Here is an 11,591-nt window from a genome sequence, read left to right on the forward strand (position 1 = left end):
GATTGCGACAGTTAACTCTTTGCCAGGGTGAGATTGTCCTTAACCAGCGTGTCTATCGTCCAATGGGCTATGCTTTCGTTACCGTAGAAGCAGAGTCTTCATCCATTACGCCATCGTTGCTAAATTTACAGGAGCAGAGCTACCGCATGTTGCCCGGCATTATTCAACCACAGCAGGTTCAACCCGATCATCAACCCTCTAACATGATTCCTAAGGCGACCCTCCAACAAGAGCCGCCAGATAAACCCGAAGAGGCTTGTGGCGTGTTTGGGATCTATGCTCCTGGAGAAGATGTTAGTAAACTGGCCTATTTTGGACTGTACGCTTTGCAACATCGCGGACAGGAATCCGCAGGCATTGCTACCTTTGATGGTGATCGCGTCTACGTCCATAAAGACATGGGACTAGTCTCCCAGGTTTTCACAGAGTCTATCCTGCAAAATTTGACGGGTACTCTTGCCATTGGCCACAACCGTTACTCCACCACAGGGTCTAGCCGAGTCGTTAATGCCCAACCTGCGCTAGCAGAAACTCCCATAGGCACCCTAGCTCTAGCCCACAATGGCAACTTGGTAAACGCTGCTGAACTGCGAGCAGAACTGTTGCAACAAAACTGCACGTTCGTCACTACCACTGATTCAGAATTGATTGCACTGGCGATCGCCGAAGCTGCTAAAACCACAGATGACTGGCTTAAGGCCGCTATAAAAGCCTTTCACCGGTGTCATGGAGCCTTCAGTCTAGTGATTGGCACTCCCCTTGGCATTATCGGCACCAGAGACCCTTACGGCATTCGTCCTCTGGTGATTGGTACCCTGCCTAGCACAAATGTTCCTGGAGACATCCACTACGTCTTGGCTTCAGAAACCTGCGCCCTTGACATTATTGGCGCAAACTATCTTCGCGACGTAGAACCTGGTGAGCTAGTGTGGATTACTGCCCAAGGACTGACTTCCTTTTACTGGAGCCAACCTCAACGCAAGCTGTGCATTTTCGAGATGATCTATTTCGCTCGTCCTGATAGCATCATGCACGACGAGTCGTTGTATAGCTATCGACTACGCATTGGTCAGCAACTAGCCAGGGAGGCTCCGGCAGAGGCAGACATTGTTGTGGGGGTTCCTGACTCTGGCATCCCTGCCAGCATTGGCTACTCGCAAGTTTCGGGTATTCCCTACGCCGAAGGGTTAATCAAGAATCGCTACGTGGGCCGCACATTTATTCAGCCAACCCAGGCCATGCGCGAGTCGGGTATTCGCATGAAGCTTAACCCCCTAAGGGATGTGTTAACCGGAAAGCGGTTAGTAATTGTGGACGATTCAATCGTCCGGGGCACCACTAGCCGTAAGCTGGTCAAAGCCTTGCGTGATGCGGGTGCAACCGAAATTCACATGCGTGTCTCATCTCCACCAGTCACCCACCCCTGCTTCTATGGCATCGATACAGATAATCAAGACCAACTCATTGGTGCCACCAAGTCAGTTGCCGAGATTGCTACTCAAATAGGAGTGGACTCCCTAGCCTACCTCAGTTGGGATGGAATGCTAGCAGCTACTCGCAGTAACCCCAACAGTTTCTGTTCAGCTTGCTTTACGGGCGACTATCCCATTTCCGTACCAGAACCTCTAAAACGGTCTAAACTAATGCTGGAAACGTGATTCTAGGCATCACTGACGGCATGGCACAACTTGAGTTACGACATCTTCATAAGAGCTACAGTCCAAAAGTGATTCCCGTCAAAGATTTTTCGGTCACTGTGGAAGACGGAGAGTTTTTAACGTTGCTAGGGCCGTCTGGCTGCGGTAAATCTACCCTGTTGCGGTTAATTGCTGGTCTAGAAGTCCCCACCCGTGGACAAATCATCATTGGTAACCGTGATGTTACACCCTTGGGGGCGAGCGATCGCAACATTGCCATGGTGTTCCAAAGCTATGCTCTTTATCCCCATATGACTGTCTATGCCAATATGGCCTCTGGCTTGCGGCTGCGGCAGGTACCAGAGGCCGACATTCAACAGCGTGTCCATGATATTGCCCAAATTTTAGGGTTGGAAGCATTGCTCGATCGTAAACCTAGTCAACTGTCTGGTGGGCAACGCCAACGAGTGGCTGTAGGTCGTGCCTTGGTGCGTCGTCCGGATGTATTTTTGCTCGATGAACCCCTGAGCAACCTGGATGCCTTACTGCGGGAGCGTGTTCGGGCAGAACTCAAGCAAGTGTTTGCTAGTCAAAATGCCCCTGTGGTCTATGTCACCCACGATCAAGTGGAAGCTATGACCCTCTCTAGCAGAGTTGCTGTGCTTTACGATGGCGATTTGCAGCAGCTTGACTCACCCCAGCAAATTTATAGCCGTCCTGCCAACCAATTTGTAGCTGGGTTTGTGGGTAGTCCGCAAATGAACTTGATCCCATTACCCTGTCAGCAAGGCTATGCCTACCTAGGTGACACTCGTATTCCACTACCCCCAGGGTTTAGCGCCCCAGAGCAGATCACCCTGGGTATTCGTCCAGAGCACGTGGAGCTGGCGATCGCCAACACTGATCCTTCTCAAACCATTGCCCTCTCAGGAAAAATTAGCTTGGTGGAAAACTTGGGCATTCAGACGCTCGTTAGTGTTCTGATGCCAACAAATTCTCAGGAATTTACAGCCATACGGGCATTGCTACCAGTTGATACTTACACTATTGGTGATACGATTGACCTATGTATTCCCCTACAAGCAATGCACTGGTTTGATGGGCAAACCGGCGATCGTCTGTTCTAGCTGAATTCCCCTAGTCAAAATCTCAGTCCACTAAACTTAGAACTTAACTTAAAACTTACATGTTGAAGGGACTGAAATAAGAGTCCAGACAAGACGTTTGATAGTGTTGTCTTATGTAGACAAACAGATTCCTGATTTTCTAATAACATTGAGGCAACCTTTAATCTAGATAGATTGTTGAGATAGCTCTCTGTGCAACGAGCTGACGATTCGTTGATGCAGATGGAGCAAGCCTTAAGCTAAGATTTTCCAGCGGTTTGTTCTATTTGGTTACTTCCATGACTGACACTCCCGATTTCTCTCCTGATGCAACTCCAGCGATCGCCGTCGATGATGTGCTGCTAGCCCTACGGCGAAAGCAAGGTAACTGGGTAACATGGGGAAAAGCTTGCTATTGGCTGCAAAAACAGGGCTACAATCCCCAAAAAATCTTTGAAGAAACAGGCTTTGAACCCATAATCCAAAACCAAGTGATTGTAGGCGCTCAGGTTTATGCGTCGTTGGTGGCTGGCAATGCGAGCGATTTAGTCAAATCCCACTTTAGCCAACGGGGTAGTGATGTGCTGTACGAGTTTCGCATTCTGACTCAAGCAGAGCGAGTAGCAGCGGCTGAGTTTGCCCTGGAACGAGGTATGGACGCTGATGCTGCCCATGATTTGGCTAAGGCGTTTAAGGACTTGACGCGGCTTCCGGCATTGCCAGAGGGGTTTGTTAACCATCCAGGAGATGCGATCGCCTTTCAATGTTGGCAGTCTGCACGTCAGCAGAGTGATCTGCAAGAGCGTTCCCGACTGATTGCTAAGGGGTTACGCTTTGCCCACAGCGACACCGCTCGTCAAAAGCTAGAGCAATTGCTGACCAATGCCATCGGCACTAAACAGGTCACCACCCCGCGGATGCCCATCTATCGTGTTGAAGAGGAAACCGAACTGCCCAAAGTCATTCCGGTTGTGGGTAAATTTCCCCTGAGTGTAGTGGATCTGAATGCTGTGCCGATCGTGGATGAATTTACGGCCTTTGGTATTGTTAAATTTGACGGAGCAGCCGCTTGGGTAGCTGTGCCTAGCTGGCAAGTTGTTTTGCAATCTGAAGACACAATCGCTTTTCTCTGCAACGGTGGTGATTTGCCAACACCCCTACCTGAAGCCGATGAAGAAGTTTTAATCCTCGTGGATCGCACCCAGCGACAATGGAATAACCAGAGCTACTTCATTGTGGCTGATGAGAACGAACAGTTGATGATTACTTGGTTTGACCAGGAACCTGACGTTCCCCTACTGGGACGGGTTATTTTAGTACTGCGTCCCAAGCGCATTCTAGATGAAAGCCTGACTAAAGATCCGTGGCAACTGGAGGAATAGCTGACCTATGCGACGATCGGTTAATCAACGGGTAGCAACCTTTTGGGGGCTATTAGGTGCCTTGGTTGTGTTGTGGATTATGCGCGGCTTCAACCTGCTGGGATTCATGCCTAGCAGTATCATTTGGTTGCTGCTAATTGCAACCATCGGTCTGGCAATCTACAACATGCTGCATTACACCCGATATTGACACTCACAAGTAAGGTTATGCCCATTCTCCAAAAGCCAGCGACACAACCCACTAGTTCGTAGTAAGGACTTAAGTCCTTACTACAAGCTATCTGTAGCTTGAGTGAAGACTTCAGCCCTCACTTTAAAGCTGTACTAGAAAGCTGTACTAGTGCCATTGCCCCTAGTTCTGGAGTTTGGTCTGCGATCGCCAAATCCACCACGCAGCCAGACAGATCGTAGTATTGCCCACTAAGGTCATGGCAGCTTGCAGGGTTACTAGCCACTCTAGGGTGGGAGCATTGTCAAAAAAGTGCCACGTGCAGGCACACATTGCACTAACGAGAGCAGGCAACATGGCTATCGACAGGATACGCCACGAGCGATCGTTCTTGACATCGCCGTAGCTCCACACGAGCCAGATAGCCACAATCCACTCAATGACACTCGAGATGTGAATAATCCAAGTAGGAATCGAAAGGGCATGCATGTTGATTGTGAACTGGCAGCAACTAAGGATCAAAATCTACGGTAGAATAGCTGGGTTGTTTAGCCTTAGTATACTGCCGTTGAGCCAGTCTATTGAGTTACCGAAAGTGGACGATTTCCTGCAAGAGCTGGCAATGATTCAGCAAGTTAGCTCTAAGCGGATTGCCCTCTTGGGGTCTCGTCATGTGCCCCTCACCCATCAACACCTAATCGAAATGATGACCTATGCCTTAGTGCTGTCGGGTAATCGTGTTATTACCTCTGGCGCTACGGGCACTAACGCCGCAGTGATTCGAGGGGCTATGCGGGCAGACTCTAACCTGCTGACTGTAATTTTGCCTCAAAGTCTGAGCCGCCAACCCCGTGAGTCTCAAGAGCAGCTAGAACAAGTCATTCACCTAGTTGAAAGTCCTGAAAACGACAACTTATCCTTAGCAGAAGCTAGTTTCCTGTGCAACCAGGAGATTATCTCACGGTGCCAGCAACTGATTTGCTTTGCCTTTCACGATAGCCAAACCCTGCTGAGGACTTGTCAAGACGCTGAAGAGCAACGTAAAGTTGTGACGCTATTTTATTTTGATTAGTTTATTTTGATTAGGGTCTAATGGCGAGTTACTGGCTACGCGAACGATCGCTGCCAGGTTTGCGGACAAATCCTGCCGCTATTCCCCTGGTTGGGTTCCGCAGCCAGACATCAGGCTCGATTTCAAAGGCACAGGGTAATGGTGCAGACCAGCATAGTGCACTTTGGTCTGAAGACATAGGTTTGGGTGACCAATAGATAATGTCATTGGTGGTTTTTTGTACGATCGGACTTTGCTGCATAGGAGGTGGTAGCCATAGGCGAGGTGCAGCAGTGATGCCAATGCTGATAGTGACCATGCCGATGCTTCCATAGGTTGCTAATGTGAGTTGTTGTGAGTATCTAGCTGATACTTGAGCAGTCTTCTGGCACCAGCCTAGGAAATAACGACCTATCCACTGGTGAAATCCTAGAGCTAGGAACAGCGCCCCCATGAGGACGAGATAAGGAATTGTGAATCTAGGCATGGGTGAAGTTCTGAACAGAAACAGGAGACAACCCAATGCTGTTCCACTTAACCATAGGCAAATACGACGTATCTGGGGGTCTAGCCACCAAAGAACACTCAAAGCTAGCACTAACCAACTAATGCTTCCGATACCGATCAGTTTGTGGACAGGGCTTTGACGAAACCAAGCCCACATGGCCCATAACCATGACTGCAGGGTAGTAGGGGCATTTTGCCCTTGAAACCATTTGGTAACGCTATGGGTACTCTCGGCTACAGCTTTTGCATAATCAGATGCAGGAGACCACGGTAACTCCAAGCACAATAGATTCGAGGGATATAACGGACAACCTGAGGTGATGATGTTGGAGGCTAGCATAGGGGCAATGATTAGTGACAACAGTGCTATTCCTAGCAGCGATCGTCGCCACGTGAACTGGCCTTGCCCTAGCCAAAAGCAACTAGCAATGACGACTAGGGGAATGGCAACTAGTTTCATAGTCATGGCCCCTGCTGCTAGCAGTAGGGGTATGGCTGGGTTAGCGGTAGATGATGTCGGTGATTGCAGGCATACAACCATAGCCCAAGCTGTCAGACCCACTAGTACCATCACAGGCAAATCAGGTGATGCGGATATCAAAATTACTGAGAATAGGGAATAGACCAACGTAAGGGTCAGTATCATGGCTAAGTACAGCACTAAGAACCAATCGCTTAACTGTGCCTTGGGCCGACTACAGTGATGTAGACCAACCCACAAGCTCAAAACGGCGCTTAGGACAACAAAGCCATTGGCGATCGCGGCTGCTCGTGCTCCTAACACAGGTGGATTGAACGGTGCTGCCAAAGCAAACCAAGAGGAGCCAAACCCATAGTGACTGAATAGGAGCGCCACACCTGGAACCGTGCCATAGTTAGCCAACCACTGGATAGACCCGTAATGGTACAGCCCTGTATCAATCCAAGTGACTGGGTGAGTTGTCAGGGCTGCTAATACAGTGGCTATGCCAACTCCTAGAGCCAGCCGCCGAATTGAAAGGTGTTGCTTGAGTGCCAAAAGCTGGTTACGGTTGTGGGGCGATCGTAAAGCCAGCGCCACTAGTCCTGCAGTGACAAGACCACCAACAACAGGAGACAACGGTACAACTAAGGCCGTTGCTTGCAGAGATACAGCAAGGATGATTAGGCCCAGCCAAAGTGCTGCAATCCCTCGATCACCTATGCGTGCAAAACCTACTTGAGCATCAGAGACTTGGGAATTGCCGGAAACCTTGGGGTTGCTCAAAGAGTCAGCACCTGGCACCGTCGGTCGCTCACCACAATCAGTACTAATGCTTGCTAGGCCGACCTGTAGGCTAGTTAGAGCCGCAGTGCCAATTATTTCACAAACAACAACTAGGATGACCCAAGCCAGCAAAAAATACAGCATAGTGCAGTATAGTATCGAGATGCCTTCATTGTGGAATTTTCAAACTGTATCATCCGCGATCGTAGAACTCTCTCACTCCCCCTCTAGCTATTGTTTTACTCGGATGTTTCACCCCTGCCTACCCTAGGCACAGATAGCGAGGCCAGTGGCTGGGTCAAACAGATGAATGCGCTCAGGAGCAACTGTCAACCCTAGGATGTCACCCTCGTTGACAGTAGCGTCAGGATGGAGGCGCACCTGCAATCTACTGGCCTCAGCGCCTGGCGTGTCAACTAGCACTACGGTCAAAAAGGTCTCGCTCCCCAAAGCTTCTACCCGTTGCACCTGCACCTTCAGAGCATTTGCTGTGGCTCGTCCCACTTGCCAATGTTCTGGACGAACACCTAGGGTAACTGTGCTGCCAATGTAAGAAGCTATAGCTGGTTGCCAGTGATCGGGCAGGGTAAGAGTAACGCCATAATGAGCGATCGTTGTAGCTGTAGTTACCTGCACAGGCAGAAAATTCATTGGGGGTGAGCCGATGAAGCCAGCGACGTATTGGTTAGCGGGGTGATTGTACAGCTCCAGCGGATGAGCAACCTGCTGGATTTGCCCTGCGTGCATGACAGCAATGCGATCGCCCATCGTCATGGCTTCCACTTGGTCATGGGTGACATAAATAGTAGTGATTCCTAGTTGTCGCTGCAAGTTCACAATTTGAGCACGGGTCTCTGTCCGCAATTGAGCATCCAGATTTGAAAGTGGCTCATCCATTAAAAACACGGCTGGGTTGCGAGCCATCGCCCGCCCTAGGGCTACTCGTTGCTTTTGTCCACCAGAAAGTTGCCGAGGAAAGCGTTGCAACAGGTCATCAATCTGCAACATTTTTGCCACTGTTCGGACCCGTTGATCGATCGCTCGCTCTTGGGCAGACCAGTAGCGCCATCCTTTAGGCAACGGACGGGTGATGCTCGTGAGGAAAGCGTCTACCCATCTGAGTGAGGTTCCTGACTCGGAAGCAGCGACACCTGCACGGCGCAACCCGAAGGCCAAGTTGTCATACACTCGCATATGGGGATAGAGAGCATAGTTTTGGAACACCATGGCGATATTTCGGTCTTTGGGCGGCAGGTCGTTTAAGCGGCGATCGCCCATCCAAATGTTGCCTGCTGTTACACTCTCTAGGCCAGCAATCAGCCGCAGTAGGGTGCTTTTGCCACAGCCAGAGGCCCCCACCAGTACCATAAATTCGCCATCCTCAATAGTTAGGTTGATGTTGCGCAATACAGGCACCTGATGATGGTCATGGGCACTAGCTTGCTGACGATCAGCCTCGTTACTGAGCTGTTGGCGATCGTGGGCAAAGCTTTTATAAACTGTTTCAAGCACTATTGAAGCCACGGGGTTTGCAGCATCCTTTACAACGCATTACCTAGTGTACGGTACCCCAGTTCCCAGGAAACTTCCTGACGCTAAAATTCGCCGTCCCTCCCTTTGCTCTCTTCCCCGCAAAAACCTAAATTTGGTCAGGATCCAGTCCCTGGCTGCGCAGGAGAGCTGCTAGTCGATCAGCCCGCTGGCGTTCTGCTTCGGCCCGTTGATGCTCCATCTCAGCCCATTGTGCAAGTTCCGATGCCGTCAATAGCCGCTCTCCAGTTTGGGCATTCTCCAGCACTACTTGTCCATCCTGCAAGCTGATCCACAACCCCAATACGCGAGAGAGAATCCGTCCATTCTCGTCAGGGGTAATAGGCTGATAGACGCTAGGCGCAACCAAGCGGTACCCAAGCACCTCTTCCCAGGTTTGTTGGCGACACTTCCGCCGATCGAAAATGATGTATTCCTGCACCTGAGCTTGGGCATAGTGCTGTACTTTAGTTTCTCGATCCACATGGCGATAGCGAGGGGACACGACTTCCATGATGACTGCTGGACGCACGCCCTCTTCCGCCACATCAAAGCTAGAACGATCGCGCTCTGGTTCTTTTACATTGAACACTACGGCAACGTCGGGGCAGTGATTCCCTAGGTCAATATCCCATTGGAAGGACAAATCGCCATAAACGCAAGTATTCGGCTGGTGCTGGAACCAGCGTTTAAGGAGGTCTTTGAGGGTGCTGACGATGCGATCGTGAAACGTGTCAATAGGCAAGTGGTCACCTTCCCTAGGATGTAAAAACTCTGCGTCAGTTAGAGGTGTCCAGATAATCTCCTGGGTGCCATCAGGATGCTCAATCCATTCTTCATGCCAACCAGTTTCAGCAAAGTTAGGCTTGTCCGATGGAGTGGGTGTCGAGTTCGAGTTTTGGAGATTGGCGATCGTTGGAGTCATACTCTACATCAACCCTGGAGTGGACTAGAGAATCAAGCTGGGATGAGCAATAAGTATCCTGATCATACTGGATTACAGTTGCTCCTGGGGAATGCCGCTACTGTAGCAGTGGCATCTCGCAAGTGCAAGGGGTGGTAGGCTTGCCTGATTCAGAACATCCTATGCCCTAGGACTGCTATCTGGAATGGCTGCAAGTTTCTAGAAACCTGTTGTCACAATGGACTATTGCTGGAGTTGTTGACGGATCCAATGACGCAGCTTAACTTCGGCAGCGACCTCATCGCGCCATGCTAGTTCTAGAAACTGATAGAGATCGGTTTTGCTCACTAGTGGAAAGGTAGGGGAGCGATCGCACTCCACATAGGCTCCCGCAGTTAACTGCAAAATCTGTAACTCTCGTCCATTAAACCGCCAGAACTCTGCTACTCCCATGCTGGCGTAGAGGGCATTTTTATTCAGGTCGCTGTTGGTAATATCCACTTCCACCACCAGATCAGGAGCTGGATCCACGCTTAAGTCCACTTCATGATCGGCAACTAGGGAATAGTTTTGGATGTAGTAGCCATTGTCAGGCTCAGCACTCTTGAGCAAATCTTCCCGATCAAGGGTAGTTGATCCCATCGTTTTTAGCTTCATGCCCATTTCAGTCACAAGAATTAAAATAAAGCGCTCGATTAGACGAGCAGAGCGTTCATGGGCTTCTAGGGGCATAGTGATTTCTAACAGGCCATTGTCGTAAGTAAAGCGGGCGCGGGTATGGGCAGTCAACAGGGCCTGAATTTGCTTGAATGCTTGCCAGTCAAGACCACAAAAGGTGATGCGCTTTTCACCGATCGGCTTGGGGGGAGCTTCTATCAACATCATTGTCGTTACCACTCACATGCTGCTAAGGCGGATGCCTCTATTGTCTACGATCGCGCCCAGTTGAGACTCAACTCAGGTTATGCGATTCTGTATCATGCCCTGCTCCTAGGTTCTACCCGAATGACTAATCCATGTAGAAACCAGCGATAATGTCCCTAACTGACTAGATACCGAGCTGTAACCTGTGAATGACCATAAGCGAATTTTTGTAACTGGTGCCAGTGGTTGTATTGGGCACTATATCTGCAACCAACTGATTCACCACACCACCCATGATCTGTACCTGCTGGTGCGGAACCCAGCCAAGCTGAAGCTAGAGTTTGATCGCCCTGGTGTCACTGTGCTGGAGGGCAACATGCGGGACATCGAGCATTTTGCAGACCTGCTCAAGACCATCAATGTAGCAATTTTAACAGCAACAGCCTGGGGTGATCCCCAGGAAACAACGGACATTAACATCACCAAAACCCTACGGTTGATGAATTTATTGGATCCAGTAGTCTGTGAACAGGTTCTCTACTTTTCCACTGCTAGCATTCTCAACCACGAGAACCAACTGTTGCCAGAAGCTTGGGAACTAGGCACTGATTACATTCGCTCTAAGTATGAGTGCTACACCAAGTTGCCTCAGCTAGCGATCGCTCCTAAGATTACAGTGCTACTGCCGACTCTAGTGTTTGGCGGCGATGAAACGATGCCTTACTCCCATTTATCCTCTGGGCTGGCGGAAGTGGTGAAATGGATGCCTCTCATCCGCTTCTTTGGCACTGAAGGCAGCTTGCACTTTATCCATGCCCAAGACATTGCTACGATCGTGACCTACTTGGTAGACAATCCTCCAGAAGAGCCGCGCCTGCAACAGATGGTGCTGGGTAACCCGCGCTTGAGTGTCAATGAGACGATCGAGCAATTTTGTAACTACTTGAACCTCAGGATTTATTTTCGCTTGCCCCTTACCCTGTGGTTTGCCAACATCATCATTAAGCTATTTCGCCTACAAATGGCAGCGTGGGACTACTTCAGCCTCAACTACCGCCATTTTTACTACAAGGATCCTGTCAGTCCAGCCCTGTTGGGCCTTCCTGCCTATTGTCCTACCTTGGCAGATGTGCTAAGAGCTACGGGTATTCCCCCTGGCAACGATAAGGGTAAACACTGGCGCAGATGAGGGAAC

11 protein-coding genes are annotated in these 11,591 nt (G+C 50.0%); 6 read left to right on the plus strand and 5 right to left on the minus strand.

Annotation, left to right across the window (positions count from 1 at the left end):
- The first annotated feature begins 203 nt into the window (after window positions 1-203).
- The 4 genes from purF (at window position 204) to NZ772_05320 (ending at window position 4,315) form a co-directional block, all read left to right on the plus strand.
- Window positions 204-1,658, plus strand: a complete 1,455-nt coding sequence (purF, locus tag NZ772_05305) for an amidophosphoribosyltransferase (GenBank protein ID MCS6812977.1) — start codon at window positions 204-206, stop codon at window positions 1,656-1,658.
- A gap of 20 nt (window positions 1,659-1,678) precedes the next feature.
- Window positions 1,679-2,764, plus strand: a complete 1,086-nt coding sequence (locus tag NZ772_05310; protein ID MCS6812978.1) for an ABC transporter ATP-binding protein — start codon at window positions 1,679-1,681, stop codon at window positions 2,762-2,764.
- Window positions 2,765-3,042: 278 nt separating this feature from the next.
- Complete coding sequence (locus NZ772_05315) at window positions 3,043-4,125, plus strand: hypothetical protein (protein MCS6812979.1); 1,083 nt, start codon at window positions 3,043-3,045, stop codon at window positions 4,123-4,125.
- 7 nt (window positions 4,126-4,132) lie between these two features.
- Window positions 4,133-4,315, plus strand: a complete 183-nt coding sequence (locus NZ772_05320) for a hypothetical protein (protein ID MCS6812980.1) — start codon at window positions 4,133-4,135, stop codon at window positions 4,313-4,315.
- Between the two features lie 162 nt (window positions 4,316-4,477).
- Here the strand turns inward: NZ772_05320 and NZ772_05325 are convergent, their stop codons facing one another.
- Window positions 4,478-4,783: a DUF2499 domain-containing protein gene (locus NZ772_05325; GenBank protein ID MCS6812981.1), complete on the minus strand. Its 306-nt coding sequence runs from the start codon at window positions 4,781-4,783 to the stop codon at window positions 4,478-4,480.
- A 79-nt stretch (window positions 4,784-4,862) separates the two neighbouring features.
- Between NZ772_05325 and NZ772_05330 the strand changes: the two genes are divergently transcribed.
- On the plus strand, window positions 4,863-5,366 hold the full coding sequence (locus tag NZ772_05330; GenBank protein MCS6812982.1) for a DNA-processing protein DprA: 504 nt from the start codon (window positions 4,863-4,865) through the stop codon (window positions 5,364-5,366).
- A 28-nt stretch (window positions 5,367-5,394) separates the two neighbouring features.
- Here NZ772_05330 and NZ772_05335 read toward each other — a convergent pair whose 3' ends face one another.
- The 4 genes from NZ772_05335 to NZ772_05350 all read right to left on the minus strand — a co-directional run bounded on the left by NZ772_05335 (window position 5,395) and on the right by NZ772_05350 (window position 10,417).
- Complete coding sequence (locus NZ772_05335; protein ID MCS6812983.1) at window positions 5,395-7,242, minus strand: hypothetical protein; 1,848 nt, start codon at window positions 7,240-7,242, stop codon at window positions 5,395-5,397.
- Window positions 7,243-7,365: 123 nt separating this feature from the next.
- Window positions 7,366-8,514 carry an ABC transporter ATP-binding protein gene (locus NZ772_05340; protein ID MCS6812984.1) on the minus strand — a complete coding sequence of 383 codons (1,149 nt, stop codon included), beginning with the start codon at window positions 8,512-8,514 and terminating at the stop codon, window positions 7,366-7,368.
- A gap of 223 nt (window positions 8,515-8,737) precedes the next feature.
- A complete protein-coding gene (locus NZ772_05345) occupies window positions 8,738-9,553 on the minus strand; it encodes a Uma2 family endonuclease (GenBank protein ID MCS6812985.1) in 816 nt (271 codons plus the stop codon).
- 222 nt (window positions 9,554-9,775) lie between these two features.
- Window positions 9,776-10,417, minus strand: a complete 642-nt coding sequence (locus NZ772_05350) for a Uma2 family endonuclease (GenBank protein ID MCS6812986.1) — start codon at window positions 10,415-10,417, stop codon at window positions 9,776-9,778.
- Between the two features lie 184 nt (window positions 10,418-10,601).
- On the opposite strand from NZ772_05350, the gene NZ772_05355 reads away from it, so the two are divergent.
- A complete protein-coding gene (locus NZ772_05355) occupies window positions 10,602-11,585 on the plus strand; it encodes an NAD(P)-dependent oxidoreductase (protein ID MCS6812987.1) in 984 nt (327 codons plus the stop codon).
- Window positions 11,586-11,591: the final 6 nt, after the last annotated feature.

The organism is Cyanobacteriota bacterium (genome assembly GCA_025054735.1).
GTDB lineage: Bacteria > Cyanobacteriota > Cyanobacteriia > SKYG9 > SKYG9 > SKYG9.